The organism is Rhodoblastus sp. (genome assembly GCF_052145335.1).
GTDB lineage: Bacteria > Pseudomonadota > Alphaproteobacteria > Rhizobiales > Beijerinckiaceae > Rhodoblastus.
In genome coordinates this window covers 20,390-35,359 of record NZ_JBKQOU010000322.1, presented here as the reverse complement: position 1 = coordinate 35,359, position 14,970 = coordinate 20,390, and the positions used below count along the sequence as shown (strand labels likewise).

16 protein-coding genes are annotated in these 14,970 nt (G+C 60.9%); 3 read left to right on the top strand and 13 right to left on the bottom strand.

Annotated elements, in window-relative coordinates; all coding sequences use genetic code 11:
* On the bottom strand, positions 1–1,137 hold a 1,137-nt coding region (locus ACLP2E_RS20015; RefSeq protein WP_442466908.1), incomplete at its 3' end, for an AAA family ATPase.
* A 154-nt stretch (positions 1,138–1,291) separates the two neighbouring features.
* Here ACLP2E_RS20015 and ACLP2E_RS20010 point away from each other — a divergent pair.
* Positions 1,292–1,882: a hypothetical protein gene (locus tag ACLP2E_RS20010; RefSeq protein WP_442462951.1), complete on the top strand. Its 591-nt coding sequence runs from the start codon at positions 1,292–1,294 to the stop codon at positions 1,880–1,882.
* A 26-nt stretch (positions 1,883–1,908) separates the two neighbouring features.
* Here the strand turns inward: ACLP2E_RS20010 and ACLP2E_RS20005 are convergent, their stop codons facing one another.
* Entirely contained in the window at positions 1,909–2,313 is a 405-nt protein-coding gene (locus ACLP2E_RS20005) for a Rieske (2Fe-2S) protein (protein ID WP_442462952.1), read from the bottom strand.
* Between the two features lie 53 nt (positions 2,314–2,366).
* The gene (locus ACLP2E_RS20000; protein WP_442466907.1) at positions 2,367–3,968 is read right to left on the bottom strand and encodes a flavin monoamine oxidase family protein; all 1,602 of its coding nucleotides are present in this window, start codon (positions 3,966–3,968) and stop codon (positions 2,367–2,369) included.
* Positions 3,969–4,187: 219 nt separating this feature from the next.
* On the opposite strand from ACLP2E_RS20000, the gene ACLP2E_RS19995 reads away from it, so the two are divergent.
* Positions 4,188–4,646 carry a hypothetical protein gene (locus tag ACLP2E_RS19995; RefSeq protein ID WP_442462954.1) on the top strand — a complete coding sequence of 153 codons (459 nt, stop codon included), beginning with the start codon at positions 4,188–4,190 and terminating at the stop codon, positions 4,644–4,646.
* A 63-nt stretch (positions 4,647–4,709) separates the two neighbouring features.
* A complete protein-coding gene (locus ACLP2E_RS19990) occupies positions 4,710–5,024 on the top strand; it encodes a hypothetical protein (RefSeq protein ID WP_442462955.1) in 315 nt (104 codons plus the stop codon).
* Positions 5,025–5,078: 54 nt separating this feature from the next.
* Here the strand turns inward: ACLP2E_RS19990 and ACLP2E_RS19985 are convergent, their stop codons facing one another.
* The 10 genes from ACLP2E_RS19985 to nifH all read right to left on the bottom strand — a co-directional run bounded on the left by ACLP2E_RS19985 (position 5,079) and on the right by nifH (position 14,787).
* Positions 5,079–5,693, bottom strand: coding sequence for a nitrogen fixation protein NifQ (locus ACLP2E_RS19985; protein WP_442466906.1), 615 nt, complete (start codon positions 5,691–5,693; stop codon positions 5,079–5,081).
* Entirely contained in the window at positions 5,693–5,980 is a 288-nt protein-coding gene (fdxB, locus tag ACLP2E_RS19980) for a ferredoxin III, nif-specific (protein ID WP_442462957.1), read from the bottom strand. Before fdxB ends, ACLP2E_RS19985 begins: the two co-directional genes overlap by 1 nt.
* A 16-nt stretch (positions 5,981–5,996) precedes the next feature.
* On the bottom strand, positions 5,997–6,197 hold the full coding sequence (locus ACLP2E_RS19975) for a CCE_0567 family metalloprotein (RefSeq protein ID WP_442462958.1): 201 nt from the start codon (positions 6,195–6,197) through the stop codon (positions 5,997–5,999).
* A gap of 57 nt (positions 6,198–6,254) precedes the next feature.
* On the bottom strand, positions 6,255–6,734 hold the full coding sequence (locus tag ACLP2E_RS19970; RefSeq protein WP_442462959.1) for a NifX-associated nitrogen fixation protein: 480 nt from the start codon (positions 6,732–6,734) through the stop codon (positions 6,255–6,257).
* Between the two features lie 153 nt (positions 6,735–6,887).
* Positions 6,888–7,283, bottom strand: coding sequence for a nitrogen fixation protein NifX (nifX, locus tag ACLP2E_RS19965; protein ID WP_442462960.1), 396 nt, complete (start codon positions 7,281–7,283; stop codon positions 6,888–6,890).
* Between the two features lie 24 nt (positions 7,284–7,307).
* Positions 7,308–8,696: a nitrogenase iron-molybdenum cofactor biosynthesis protein NifN gene (gene nifN / locus ACLP2E_RS19960; RefSeq protein WP_442466905.1), complete on the bottom strand. Its 1,389-nt coding sequence runs from the start codon at positions 8,694–8,696 to the stop codon at positions 7,308–7,310.
* A 5-nt stretch (positions 8,697–8,701) separates the two neighbouring features.
* The gene (nifE, locus tag ACLP2E_RS19955; protein WP_442462962.1) at positions 8,702–10,387 is read right to left on the bottom strand and encodes a nitrogenase iron-molybdenum cofactor biosynthesis protein NifE; all 1,686 of its coding nucleotides are present in this window, start codon (positions 10,385–10,387) and stop codon (positions 8,702–8,704) included.
* Positions 10,388–10,584: 197 nt separating this feature from the next.
* Positions 10,585–12,144, bottom strand: a complete 1,560-nt coding sequence (gene nifK, locus ACLP2E_RS19950; protein ID WP_442462963.1) for a nitrogenase molybdenum-iron protein subunit beta — start codon at positions 12,142–12,144, stop codon at positions 10,585–10,587.
* Positions 12,145–12,215: 71 nt separating this feature from the next.
* Positions 12,216–13,718, bottom strand: a complete 1,503-nt coding sequence (gene nifD, locus ACLP2E_RS19945) for a nitrogenase molybdenum-iron protein alpha chain (protein ID WP_442466904.1) — start codon at positions 13,716–13,718, stop codon at positions 12,216–12,218.
* Between the two features lie 184 nt (positions 13,719–13,902).
* Positions 13,903–14,787, bottom strand: coding sequence for a nitrogenase iron protein (gene nifH / locus ACLP2E_RS19940; RefSeq protein WP_442464715.1), 885 nt, complete (start codon positions 14,785–14,787; stop codon positions 13,903–13,905).
* Between the last annotated feature and the right edge of the window lie 183 nt (positions 14,788–14,970).

Sequence of the window (14,970 nt, the reverse complement as noted above, 5' to 3'; positions counted from 1 at the left end):
CGTCAGGGTCTTGCCGACGCCGGGCGGTCCGGCGCAGAGCACGGTCGTGCCGCCGGATTTTCCCGCGACGATATCGTCCATCAGCACGTCCATTTCGGCCGTTAGAATGTCGATCAGGTCGGTCTGCTCTTCCGGCAGCACCAGTTTCTGCTTCAGGTCGGGCTGGTAGACGTAAGGCTCGACATCCTCGACATGGACCCAGACATAATGGTGCAGGTCGAGATGGAACATCAGGATGAAGGGATGGACCGGGATCTGGCGGAAAAGCTCCTTGCCGATCGCCTCCTTCTGTGCGGCGACCTCGTCTTCTTCCGCGTATTGATTGCTCTTCGCCGCCTTCTTCAAATAATTGCCCAGAATATCGCCGGTCAGCTCCAGCGTCAGCGAGCGGTTGCTGAGCAGGCTCTCGTCGTTGACCAGCCGCGCTGGATTGCCGCCGGACGACAGGATGACCGCGTCCTTGCGCGTCCAGTCGGTGTTGCGATGGGAGGAAGCGGGGTCCTCGGCGAAAAATCCAAGGCCGTTGCCGGAAAACTGCGCGCCGTAACGCGCCCGCCAGTCGAAATAATGCTGGGCGTTGGCGTCATAGGCCGCGATCAGTTCGGGCGTCTCGCGCAACAGCCCCTTTGCGGCGAAGATTTCCGCAACCGTCTTGCCGACAATGTCGGCGGCGTTGATCCGCACTTGCACATTGGACAATTCGCCCTTGGAATTGGCCTTCAATTCGACGAAAATCTTGCCGGTTTCGTCATTGGACGGCGGGGTATAGTCGAGCCGCGCCACCACATAGGGCAGGGGCCGCCCGCCGATATTCATCGAGAACAGCCAGCCGCGCTGCGCGTCCTCGATCAGGAAGGCGACGATGGCCGGCAGCACGGATTCGAGATCGGTTGCGGCAAAACGCGTCCCGTTCGCGTCAAAAGCGCGTCGCAAGGTCGCCAATTGCGCGCGATGATTCTGCATCTGCGGCCCGGCGGCGCCATAAAGATCCTGCAAGCGGTCGACCTGCGGCTCGGTCAGGTCCTGGAACGATACCTCGACCTTGTCGCCAAACATCAATTGCGCCTTGAGCGGCTCAAGCTCCGGGAAAGCCTCGGCCAAAGCTTCGACATAGGGCCGCGCGATATGCAGCTTCATGCTCATGTCGGCATCCTTGCAAAAAGAGAGATTTGAGGATGCGACAAGCATTGTTCGCGCCAGCACAAGCGTGGCGCAAAAAGCGGCAGACCATTTGCATAGAGGAAAGCAGCGCGATGGCGCGCGACGAATTTGTAGACTGTGGAGAAAGACAATGACTTCCATCGAGACGACCGCCTTTGCCGCTCTGGACAAGGAAGGCCGCCTGCTCAACGCGGTGTTCAAGGGACCGACCGGCAAGCCGGGCTATTATGGCTTTCGCGGCGATATCGCACTGAAATTCCAGCCCAAGCTCGCCGACGAAGCACGCCCGCCGGAATTCAAGCTCGAACAGATCGTCGCCATCGCCAAGGAAGGCACCGGCAAGATCGAGAAGCTCGCCGGCTACCTCCACGATTTCGCCCATTTCGAGGAATTCAAGCAAATTGTACTGCCGCTACTGAGCCCGGACGGCGCCTATTTCCTCTTCGTCAACAACGTCGACCTGCTGGCCAAATATACGATCACCGTCGATGGCGTGACCTTGACCGTTTTGGCTTGCGACGAAACAACGGTCTGGAAAGAGCTCAGCGACTATGCCGGGCTCGACAAGAACGATTTCAAGAAGCTCGACGGTGGCGGAAAGGTCGATCTCATCCTCGAAAAGGCGACCGAAGCCAAGGAGACCTATGAGGTCCTGTCGATCGAAGACGCGCTGTCGCGCGCCGAGCCGGCCAAGAACCGCAACGCGAACCGCCCGGTCTGACGCCGGACGGTTTTAGAAAAACTGCGTTACAGCTGGTCGGCTTCGGTGCATTCCTCATCGTCTTCGACCAGCGTCACGCCCGTCACGCAAATATCGCCATCGATGACCTCCAGGGCGACAGGCGTCAGGCTTTCGCCCTTGCAGGGTCCGTCAGAACAGCGGCCGGTGCCCAGTTCGAACAGCGCGCCATGCTTGCCGCACATCAGGCGCAGGCCGTTGGGATCGAGAAACTGCTCGCGCTCCCAATCGAGATTGGTCCCGTGATGCGGGCAGCTGTTGAGATAGCCGAACACCTGCTGGCCCCAGCGCACCACCACGATGGGAAAAGGCTTGGGTTCGCCATCGTCTCCCACCACGGCCAGCTGGAAGCCCGCGGCCTTGCGGCTCGGAATGTCGGTCAGGGCGCAGATCACATAAGCGGCGTCGGACATTAGTCAGCTCTCTCTTTCTGGCTTTCCGGATTCACAAAATAACATGGTCGTAGTCATGATGCGGCGCGAGCGCGGCTTTCGCCCTTGGCGAGCAGCAAGCGATTGGCGCTGAGTGAAAACTCGGTCCAGGCGGCGGCGAGATCGCGGAAAATGGCCTGCTGGTATTCTTTGGCCAAATGATGTTCGTCGGGAAAATTCGACAGGGCGCAGGACGTCCGGTTGAAGGCGACGACATCGTCGTGGAACTGGCGCAGGAAATCGCCGAACGGCTTTTGCGCCAGCGGCGTCAACGCGCAACGCCCCTGCTCCACCGCGACGCCGCCGAGATCGAACGGCAAAGCCTCCAGCTTTTCCAGCGCCCGGGCGAAAATCTCTTCCGCCGTCGCCAGCATGGCCATTTGCGTCAATTGCGTCTTGTTCTGCGCCGCCAGACTGGCGTTTAGGCGACGACGGTATTCGTCGAAAGCCGCGTCGCCCTGCCCGTCGACCCAGGCTTCGAAGCGGCGCAGGCTGGCAAGGTTGATGTCCTCGTTCACAGCCGCAGCCTCCTCCGCGTCGCCCTGCGACTGGCGCAAAATGTCGCGCGAGACGCGCCGCGCCGCCTCCAGCGCGCCTTCCATATAGCCGGCCTGCCGCGCCGCCGTCTCGGACCCGGCGAGGTGCAGCTTTCCCGCCCACAAAGCGCGCCGCAGCACCGGGTGGGCGGCGCTCTTGTGCTCCTCACGACCGTTTTCGCGGTCGAGGGCGCTGCAGGTCGCTTCCTCGGTCGCCCAATCCTGGAAATGGCTTTCCCGTTCGACGAGGGCGTCGCCGAAAACCTGTTCCATCTGGCTTTGCATCAACAGGGGCAAGCCGACCTGAAAAGATTGCCGCAACTCCGGGCCTAGGGCGAGGAAGCCGCCGAGAGCGCCCGCGCGCCCGTCGGCGTCGCAGGCGTCGAAAATCTCGTCGAACACCGCCTGTTCATGGCTGACAAAGGCGTTGCCGGATTGTCCCGCCTCGCGCCAGACCGGCTTTTCATAGGTCGCGACGGCCTTGGCCATCGCCGCCATCCAGGTCGGGGCGTCACGCATCGCCTGGCGCATCGGCTCATCCAGAGGCGGTTCGAAGGCGATCCGCTCCTCGGCGAGGCGCGGCGGCAAGGCCAGCACGACGCGGCGCGCTTCCACGACCAGCGGCTTGCCGTCCTGAAGGAAATGCAACACGACATGGTCGCCGCCGCCGTCGCGCAGCCCGGTCAGCGCCGCGCCGCGATGAATTCGCTCCTCCGGCAATTGGCTTCGCAATGCGTCGATGGTTTTTTGCGCGCCGCCGGCGATTTTCCGGGCGCCGCCATGCACGCCGCCGGCAACGTCGATTTTCTCCGGCTTCCTGTCGGCCTCCGCGAGCCGCAAGGCGGTCCCCTCGTCATGTTGCGGATAGGAGTCCAGGCCCAAATCCGTGAGCAGCGCCGTGAGAAGCGGCTGGGTGTCGGGCCAGAACCAGGAGGCGCCAAGATCGATGGCGAGGCCGGAGGTCTTGCAATCGACGGTCAATATGCGTCCGCCGAGCCTTTGGCGCGCTTCGTACAATTCGAATGTCTCGCCGCGCCGGCGCAAATGCGCCGCAATCGCCAGCCCGCACAGGCCTCCCCCGACTATCGCCGTCTCAATCATTGCCCGTCTCCGACCATTTCACGACAGGCCCCTGCAAGAATCGCGCATGATTTGGGCGCCGCGCCAAAAATTCTCGACAATTGGGTCGCATTAGCGACGGCGAAAACCGCTTTGCGGCGCCAACGCGACAAGAATGTCGAGCGGCGCCCGCCGAGGAGGCGCCGTCTGGCACAAAATTTGATGCGGCACGCGGAACAGGAATTTCACAAGGAGATGGGTATGAATGTCGCTTCCGCTTTTGCTGGTATGACCAAGGACGAAATCAAGGCGCTGCTCGACGGCGGAACCTTGACCTTCTATTCGGTCGCCCGCCCGATCAACGCCAATCTGCCGGTCGACCGCAGCGCCGTACTGGTCGCCTTCACCTTCGCCACGCCGGCTTTCGGCGCGGAAGACGGCGAATTCGAGACGCCTGCCTTCGCCGCCCATCCGGTCCCCGCCGCCCACACCGGGACGCCCGGCTTCGCCCGCGCCTGCAAGGCCGACGGAACTGTCGTCGCCGATTTCTCGGTCGGCCCCGGCGTGCGCGAGATCAAGCTCGGAGAAGTGTCGTGCTCGCCCGGCGCTCCAGTGAAAGTCGCGTCGTTCAAAATCCTGGCGGACGGCGATTGGCCGGAACGTCCCGATTACTACAATGCGCATCCGCGACCCGGCTATTCTTTGCCGCAGGTTCCCTGATCGGGGTGCAAGAAACAGGCGGCGGCGTGAGCCGTCGCCAACTCGCAAGGAGTTGAGGAAAAAATGGCCACTCTGGTGAAAACGACGCAAGACGGACGCAAGGTGGAAGTTGTCGGCCCGGCTGTCACGCTCGGCGGCAAACTCGAAGCCATGGAATTGACCTCGGTCACGGATCATCCCAATCGCGCCGCGATCCTCAAGGCCGCGCCCGACGCCGCCTTTATGGCCGGCCGCGTGACGCTGACCGCGGAAGAGGCAAAGATCGCCCAGGCGGCGCTCGACGTGGGGCACAAAGAGTATTTTGCCAACCCGAAAGCCATCGAGGAAAGATTCCGCAGCGCTGCAAACAGGCGCGAGGCGGAGTTGGGGATCGAGTAATTTCCCTGCCGCTGGAGCCAATCCCCTCGAGGAGCCCGCTGTTTGCGGGCTTTTTCAGGCCCGCTCTTCGCGATAGGCGTGGGATAATTGCGCGACGCCTTCTTCGGCTCCGAAACAGGAGGCGAAATCGTCGCAGTCCGAACACACAGGCGCCGGGCAGAGCACAAAACCTTCCGAGCCGCAGACCAGGCGATAGAGGAATTTCTTCCATTTCATATCGCCGGAATTGCGCGCCTTCAGTCGAGGAAAATGCCGCTGCATCAATTGCGAAAGCTCAGAGCGGTCGCGCAGGCCCAGGTCCTGCCACAAATGGCGCGGCTCCTGGCAGCGCCGGGCGATCAGGATCGCCAGGGGCCGCACGAAATCGAGGCGGCCCGACGCATACATCAGCAATATATCGACGACCGATTGTTCTTCCGGTCCCGTCTCCGGCTTCGCCGCTCCCGCCATTTCGGTGAGCTCCGATGCGGCGTCCGGAAACAGCTCGGCGACGAAAGCGCCGAGCGACGCCGCATCCAGTCCGGACGTGGCGGCGAGCGACGCGCCGTCCTCCTCCGCCTGGGCGATGGCCACGGCGAGGACGCTGGCGCAGACATGCAGATCGAAGCCATCGCCAGCCTGCCGCCGCGAGGCGGTCATCAGCCAGCGATAGGCCCGATCGGCGGTCATCAGGCGGCCAGGGCTTCGTGCGTCTGGCAATTGGCCGGACAGACGCGGGCGCAGGCGCCGCAACCGACGCAGGCGCCGGTGTCGGCCATCACCATCACCTTCTTTTCGATTTCGTCGTCTTCGTCGTCATCGAGATCGACTATATCGCCGTCTTCATTGATGCCCTTGAGGGTCATCACTTCGCGGCCGCAGACCTTGTAGCAGCGGCCGCAGCCGATGCATTTGGCCGGGTCGATCGCCACCAGATATTCCGGCTGCCATTCGCGGCCGTCGCGCGCATTCGCCATTTCAATCGCCTTTCCTTCAGGCCGCTTCCGCGGTTTTCAATTGTTCGCGTTTGGCTTCGAGTTGGGCGAAGGCTTTATGCGCTTTCTCCGCGACCTCGAGAATGGTGTCCCAGCCGATCGGCAGTTCTTCCGACAGGTCGTGCAGGTCCATTTTCGCCTGCATGGCGCGCGCCGAAAGTTTCTTGATTTCGGCTTTCAACGTATCGACATCGCTCATAATCAAGCCTCAGTTCATTTTGCCGATCGCGCCGCTTTCAACGGCGCGATCCAAATCTCAGTAATTCGCCGCTTCCGGGAACTTCTCGATCATTTCGACGCCCTGCTGGACGAACTTGTCGCCCTCAGCGGCAAGCTTGGCGAAATTCTCGAAACCGAAACGATGGACGTCGCGCAACTGCTTGTTCACGACGATGAGGCGGCCGCCGATCAGCACGATGCGGCCAAAGCCTTCATGGCTCATTTTCATCATCGGCGTGACCATGATCTTGGTGACGCGTTCGATGGAAAGGGCGACGGCGTTGTAGAACAGCTCCAGCCGCCACAAAGTGTCCGGATCGGGATCGGCGATGATCGGCAAGGACTTCCGCTGTTCCTTGGTGACAATATATTCGCCAATGACCTTGGCGTCGGTCTTGCCGTCCCAGTGCCCGTGCGAATCCTGGGCCCGCCAGACCTTGACCAGCTCTTTCAGAAATTCAGATTCGGCGAAGACATTGGCTTCGTCGGCGACGGCGGCTTCAGCTGCTTCAGTCATGTTTTCCTCATTCATTTCTATTGACCACGACACGTCGCAATCAACGAATCCCTCGCATCAGCCATTAGGGCGACTTGGGGAGCGCCCGTCTTTCGATGGGCTTTGGTCGCATTCGCGCCTGGATGCGTCCCGCAGCTAGCGCGTCGGGAAGCATCAATCCTCGAAATTGAAAACGCGTTCCTTGCCCTTGCCCATGGCCTTGCGCAGGAAGGGCGGCGGATTGGTTTTCAGCACGGCCTGCAACTTGTCGAGGAGATCCTCGATCGCTTCCGGCTGCGTGACTTTCATCGGGTGAATGTTTTGCGCGACCACGCGCGCCGCGCCGGAGCCGCCGATCGCCGCCACATAGAGAATGGCGCAGTCCTTGACCGCCTCGATCTTCGGCCCGAGCTTGTCCTCGTTGCCGTCTTCCTGAAGGTCGCCGTCAAAACTCACGGCCTCGATAAAGCTATGGCCGTTCTCATCCAGCTCGTAGATGGCGATGTTTTTCGCCCAGCCGAAATGCGCATCGACCCGCTTCAAGTCCTGTGTAGCAAATGCGACTTTCATCGGCCTGCCCTCTCCAAACTCTTTTCAGTGTGTCTGTGGCGTTGCAATCGCGGCGCCAGATTCCCGCCGAGAATCGTTCCAAGTGTCGGGCGTCACCTGATGGCTCTCCTCGCGGTCGGCGATGAGTTGATTGGCGATCGCGAAAATCAGCTCGCGCGCGCCGCGATAGCCGACCGACAATTTGTGTCCCGCGCCGAGACGATCGAACATCGGAATGCCCAGGCGATGGAACGGAATCTTCAGCCGCTCCGCCGCCTGGCGGCCGTGCGAATGCGTCACCAGCAGGTCGCAGCCTTTTTCGCGCGCCAGAGTCTCGAGGTCTTCGAGATCCCCGATCAGCACGTCTGAAGCCGCCAGCTTTTCCAGCACCGGCGATTGCGTCGTCGTCACCGCGCCCTCGATATGAGCGCCCATTTCATGCAGGAAGGAGCCGACGTCGTAGAGCAGGTCCGGCTCCGCGCCGATCGCCAGTTTGCGCCCGCCGATATGAAAATGGCCGTCGAGCATGGCGTCGACCAGTTGCCCGCGCTGCCGGCGATATTTCAGCGGCGCCACGCGTCCGCTGATCTCGCTCAAAAAGGAGATGAATTCGTCGTTGGGACCAAGGCCACACAGCCGCTCGAACAGGCGATAGGGTACGCCGGCCTTTTTCTGCAAAGCCTCCGCGGCGGCGCGCATCTGCGCGCCGATGGCGATGGTCCAGCCGGCCTGGCCCATGACGGAAACCTCGTCGACGCTGACGCCGCCAATGGTGGTCGGGGTAAAATCGTCGGGAATATGGCCGTCGAGCGAACCGCCGAGATCTGGCAGAAAAGTCGGCTCCAGCCCGAAATCCTCAAAAATGTCACGTAATTCCTCGATATCGCCGGGCGTCAGATGGCACCCCGGCAGCACATTGACCCGCGAAGGGTCACGGCGGGCGGGATTGACCGGCCCCTTGACGAGTTCCTCGACCAGGCGCGTCACGGTTTTTCCCCAGCCGTCCTGAAAGGCGTCCTTGAAATCGGGCGTCGAGACATAGACCATCGGAAAATCCGCCAGTTCTGGATGGTTCTGGCGGATCAGTTTTATGTAGCCGTCGACGTCGTCGCCCTTGGTTTCGGTGACGCCGGTCGAACAGATGCCGATGATTTCCGGCTTGGTGCGCTTGATAATGTTGAGCACCGCCTGCTCGACATTTTCATAGCCGCCGAGCACCGTCGCCACCTCGCTCATGGCCGTGGTCTGCAACGGGATGGCTTCCTTGAAATGACGGACGAAAAGCACCAGGCCGAACGAAGTGCAGCCCTGCGAGCCATGCAGAAGCGGCATGCAGCCGCGCAGGCCCATGAAGGCCAGGGCGCCGCCGATCGGCTGGCTCATTTTCAGCGGATTGACCGCGCAGGCTTTCTTGGCCGTAACCACTTTCGCCATCAAACTCACTCCGCCGCCAGCGTATGCGACTGTGTCGGGAGTCCGACAATGTCGCCGGCCTCGAATATTTCCTCGATTTTCAAAGAACAAGCGCCGCAGCCGCCCGAGGCGTTGGTCTTTTCGCGCACGCCCTCGACGGTCGTCAGGCCGTATTGGGTGATCGCGTCCTCGATGGCGCCGAGATCGACGCTCTTGCACATGCAGATCATCTTGGCGCGGCGCGCGGCTTCCGCCTTGACGGGGTCGGCGGCGAGTTCCGCTTCCTCGGCCTCGATCTGCGCGATGGCCTTTTCCTGCCAGGTGTCGCCGGGTCTGTCCCAGGGGGCGGGCTTGCGCACCTGTTCCCACACCGGATTGTAAAGCGTCTTGTCGATCTCGGCCATGAGCTTGACCATGCCGACATAGCCCATATAGGCGTGATGACGCTCCTGATTGATGTCGAGCCAGGGCATGGTGGCCTTAAGGGCGACGAATTGCGAACGCCCGCCCGACAGCATGATATCGGCCCTGGCGTCCTTGAGCATTTTGTACATTTCGCGCGGCGTCATATCCTCGATCATATGCGCGTCCTGGCCCATCAATTCCTTGATGCGCTCCTTGTCCTCGCGCGTCGATTTCTTGACGCTGGTGCCGGCCAGCTCCAGCCCCGCCTCCTGCAGCGCCGCGACCACCGACCAGGATTTGACGCCGCCGGTGATGAGCAAGACTTTCTTGCCCTTGAATCGCGGCTTGTAGACGGCAATCGCCTTCCAGGCCTTGGCCTCCTCGCGGGCGATGAGCTTTTCGGTGCGCTCCATCAATTCCTCGGGAGCGCCGCGCAAAATCAGCAACCGCGCAATCTCGCGTAAAGAATCGCTAGTGTCCTCGATGCCGTAAAACGAGCCTTCGAAGAAGGGAATGCCGTAGCGCTCCTCCATCTTGCGCGCGACATTGATCATCGCCTTGGAGCAGACCATCATCGAGGCGCGGGCGCGATGGGCGGAAGCCACCTCGTTATAGCGGCCGTCGCCGGAAATGCAGGAGAGGATGCGGATGCCCAGTTCGTCGAGCAGCGGCTTGACCTGCCACAACTCGCCGGAAAGGTTGAATTCGCCGATGATGTTGAGGTCGTAGGGCGTGGTGTATTCCGGCTCGACCGTGCCGATGACGTGATCGAGCAGGGCCTCGCCGGCGAGTTTGTTGCCGAGGTTTTTCGGCCCGACGAAGCCGGGAGCATTGACGGGTATCACCGGCTTGTTGAATTTGGCGGAGGCCGCCTTGCACACGGCGTTGATGTCGTCGCCGATCATCGCCGGCACACAGGTCTGATAGACGAAAATCGCCGGAGGATCGTATTTCTCGATGATTTCGCGGCAGGCCTTGAACAGGCGCTTCTCGCCGCCGAACACCACGTCGGTCTCGTTGATGTCGGTGGTGAAGCTGGTGCGCCACAGCGACGGGCCCGAAGAGGCGGCGCCGCGATTGTCCCAGCTGTTGCCTTCGCAGGCTATGGGGCCGTGCACGAGATGGGCGACGTCGGTGAAAGGCTGCAGCGCGATCTTGGCGCCGTCGAAGGCGCAACCGCCCGCGGCGCCGCCCGGCTGCAATTGTTTTGTGCAGCCCTTCTTCTTCTCGGCTTCGCTCTTGTTGGCGTTCTTGGCGCAAGATGGCTCGTTGAACACGTCCTGGATCGTCGCCGAAAGGGAAGTCATGCGTCTCTCCTGTGCAGGTCTTCGTAGGCTTTGCAGCCATTTGGCTTCGAGGGAGCAATTTTGGCGCCGCCGCGCCAGCTAAGCCGTCGGCGATAAAAAAGGTCCGAAAAGGCTTTGACCTTTCCGGACCTTGTTGCATTGCAGCGCAATGGGATTGTCGGTTTGCGCACAAACCGACAATCCCATTTTTCAACCGATCAGCGAATGATATCGAAGCTGTAGTCGGTCTTCGCCGGGATATTGGTGCTGGCGTCGATCGTGTCGAAGATCTTGTCGAGGATCGTCACGAGGACATTCATGCCGCCCTGATAGCCCCACACCGGATAGCGGTGCTTGTGGTGGCGATCGAAGATCGGGAAGCCAATGCGGATCAACGGCGTGCCGGTGTCGCGCTCGAGATACTTGCCGTAGGTGTTGCCGATCAGGAAGTCGACCGGATCCGTGAACAGCAGCGAGCGCATGTGCCACAGATCCTTGCCGGGATAGACCTTGCAGTTCTTGCCGAAAGGCGAAGAGTCGAACAGGGCCTGCATCTTCTTTTCCCAGGCCTTGCCGCCATTGGTGGCAAGGACCGTGGTCGGCTCGGCGCCAAGTTCGAGCAGGAATTCCGCCAGGCCGTAGCAGAGATCCGGATCGCCGTAGATCGCGAATTTCTTGCCATGGATATGGGCGCTCGAGTCGGCGATGGCGTCGACCAGGCGGCCGCGTTCCTTGGCCAGCTCTTCCGGAATTTCCACGCCCGCGATGCGCGCGATGGTCATGATGAAATTGTCGGTCGCCTTGACCGAAATCGGATGGTTGAAGGCGACGACTTCCTGGCCATGGTCCTTGATCAGCGGCAGCGTCTTTTCGGTGCAATATTCCTGCATCGAAATGGTCGCCTTGGCGTTGATGGCGTTGGCCGCCTGCTCAAGGGTGGTGCCGCCGTCATACATGCGGTATTCGCCGTCGGTCGGGGTGTCCCACACGTCGCTCTGGTCGCCGAGAATGGTGTATTCGACGCCCATCGTGCTGAAGATGCGCTTGATTTCACGCAGGTTGCCGACGACGTAGCCGTCGAAGCCGCCGAGGAAGTTGATCGAATTGTTGGGCGTGCGCTCAAGCTTCTCGACCGTGCCGGCCTTGCCATCCCAGAAGTGCGAGATCACGCCTTTCATGGCGTTGTCGTAGCCGGTGATGTGGCTGCCGACGAAGGCCGGGGTGTGGGCGAAGGTGACGTTGAAATCTTCCGGGACCGAGCCCTTTTCCTTCGAGGTCTTGATGAAGGCGTTCAAGTCATCGCCGATCACTTCCGCCATGCAGGTGGTGGAGACCGCGATCATCGCCGGCTTGTACATGTTATAGGTGTTGGCCAGGCCGTCGATCATGTTGTTGAGGCCGCCGAACACCGCCGCGTCTTCGGTCATCGAGGAGGAGACGCAGGAGGTCGGCTCCTTGAAGTGACGAGAGAAATGCGAGCGATAATAAGCGACGCAACCCTGCGAGCCATGAACGAAGGGAATGGTCTTCTCGAAGCCGACGGCGACGAAAACCGCGCCCAGCGGCTGGCAAGCCTTCGCCGGATTAACGGTCAGAGCTTCGCGAGCGAAGTTCAATTTCTGATATTCTTCAGTCTTGACCCATTCGCGGACGCGTTCGACTTCGGCCGGGTCACGCTGATTTTCGAACATCTTCCTCTTGTTCGCCAGCATTTCCTGGTATTCCGGACCGCGGAACAGGTCGAAATGATCAAGCACGTGATCGGCGTTCTGTGTCATGATAATGCCCTCTGCTGTCGTTGGGGTCGTAGCCGGCGCCCGCCCTGGGCGAGCGCCTGCCACGCGCGGTCTTATTCGGCCGCGGCGAGTTTCTGCTGCTTGTCTTCTTTCCAAGGCGCCTTGGCCATTTTCCAGACCGGCGCATTGATCGCCATGTCCATGTCGCGCGCAAAGATCGCGAAACCGTCATAGCCGTGGTAGGGACCGGAATAGTCCCAGCTGTGCATCTGGCGGAAAGGCACGCCCATCTTCTGGAAGACGTATTTTTCCTTGATGCCGGAGCCGACCAGATCGGGCTGGACCTTTTCCACGAATTTTTCGAATTCGTAGCCGGTCACGTCGTCATAGATCAGCGTGCCATCCTTGACGTAATGCTGGGCCGTGCGCTGGTAGTCGTCGTTATGGCCGAATTCATAGCCCGTGCCGACCACTTCCATGCCGAGATCTTCATAGGCGCCGATGACGTGGCGCGGACGAAGGCCGCCGACGTAGAGCATGACCGTCTTGCCTTCCAGGCGCGGACGGAACTTGGCGACAACCGCGTCCATCAGCGGCTGGTACTTGGCGATGACGCGCTCGGCGCCTTCCTTGATGCTGTCGTCGAAATAGCTGGCGATCTTGCGCAGCGATTCGGCGATCTTCGACGGGCCGAAGAAGTTATATTCGCACCACGGAATACCGAACTTTTCTTCCATGTGGCGGGAAATATAGTTCATCGAACGGTAGCAGTGGAGAACGTTGAGCTTCGCCTTGGGGGTATTCTCAAGTTCGGCCAGCGAACCGTCGCCGGACCATTGGGCGATGACGCGAAGACCCATTTCCTCGAGCAGGATGCGCGAAGACCAGGCGTCGCCGCCGATGTTGTAGTCGCCGATGATCGCCACGTCGTAAGGCGTGGATTCGAACAGGGCGGGCTTGTTCGGATCGAGCTTGTCGAAAACGTAGTCCCGCACCGCATCGTTGGCGATGTGATGGCCGAGCGATTGCGACACGCCGCGGAAACCTTCGCAACGAACGGGAACGATGGTCTTGCCGCCGAATTCCTTCGACTTCACCTTGGACACGGCTTCGATATCGTCGCCGATGAGGCCGATCGGGCATTCCGACTGCACGGTGATGCCGTTGTTCAGCGGGAACAGTTCCTGGATTTCATCCATGATCTTGGCGAGCTTCTTGTCGCCGCCGAACACGATGTCCTTTTCCTGGAAGTCCGACGTGAACTGCATGGTCACGAAAGTGTCGATGCCGGTCGTGCCGATGTAGTAGTTGCGGCGCGCAGCCCAGGAATATTGGCCGCAGCCGACGGGGCCGTGGCTGATGTGGATCATGTCCTTGATCGGACCCCAGACCACGCCCTTCGAGCCGGCGTAAGCGCAGCCGCGAATGGTCATCACGCCGGGGATCGACTTGATGTTGGATTTCACGCCGCAATCGGACTTGCCGGCTTCGGCTACGTTCAGATGTTTCGCGCGGCGCTTGGCGGTCTTTTCAGGATAGACCTTCAGCACTTCGCTGATCAATTCCTTGTTGCGCGCCTTGATTTCGGCAACGCTTTCAGTTTTCGCAACACTCATGTCGCCACCTCTTTTATAGCGCCCTGCGAGTATCCGGCCCCCGGACGGGGGCCGGATCAGTTCATGAATTTACTTTCTCTAACCGCGAGCGGTCGCGGTTAGAGAATCCCTCGCTTCAGCTCGGCGCCGCGTTCGCGGCTAGCCAAATCTCTCAGGCTTCGCCTGCGAGATTTCGCGCCAGCGATCAGCCCACGGCGATTTCGGCCGCGGTCTTGCCGACCTGGGTCTCGTCGATCGTCGGCATCACGCCGTGCTCCATGAGCATGTCTTCCAGCTCGTCCATGGTGATCGGGGTCGGGATGATGCCGTTGCCCGAATTGCCGTGGATCTTCTCGGCCAGCGAGCGATATTCGCCAGCCTGCTTGGAATCGGGGGCGTATTCGAGAACCGTCATGCGGCGAAGCTCGGCGTGCTGCACGATATTGTCGCGCGGCACGAAGTGGATGAGCTTGGTGCCGAGTTTGCCGGCGAGGGTTTCGGCCAGCTCGAGTTCCTTGTCGGTCTGGCGCTCGTTGCAGACCAGGCCGCCCAGGCGCACGCCGCCGGAATTGGCGTACTTCAAAATGCCCTTGGAGATGTTGTTGGCCGCATACATGGCCATCATTTCGCCGGACATGACGATGTAGATTTCCTGCGCCTTGTTCTCACGGATCGGCATGGCGAAACCGCCGCAAACCACGTCGCCGAGCACGTCATAGGAGACGTAGTCGATGTCTTCGTAAGCGCCGTTTTCTTCGAGGAAGTTGATCGAGGTGATAACGCCGCGACCAGCGCAGCCAACTCCGGGCTCCGGACCGCCGGACTCAACGCAACGAATGTCGCGATAGCCGATTTTCATCACGTCTTCGAGTTCGAGATCCTCGACCGAACCGGCTTCGGCGGCGAGCGACAGGATGGTGTCCTGGGCCTTGGCGTGCAGGATCAGGCGGGTCGAGTCGGCCTTGGGATCGCAGCCGACGATCAGGATGCGCTGGCCCATTTGCGCGAGCGCGGCCAGGGTGTTCTGCGAGGTGGTGGACTTGCCGATACCGCCCTTGCCGTAGAAGGCGATCTGCCTAAGCTTAGCCATATGATGCTCCTTAAAAAGTTCCGTGTGGCATGAACTTCGCGCGTTCTGCGCGAGACTGTTTCTCTCTGTCAGAAACGGACCCGCTGTTGACGGGAAGGAACACATCGCTCGTCTAGCGTCTGCGTATGTTCAGCCCTCACTCGCCGTTCCGCCGAAGAGGATTGCAACCGGTGTGCCAGAGCT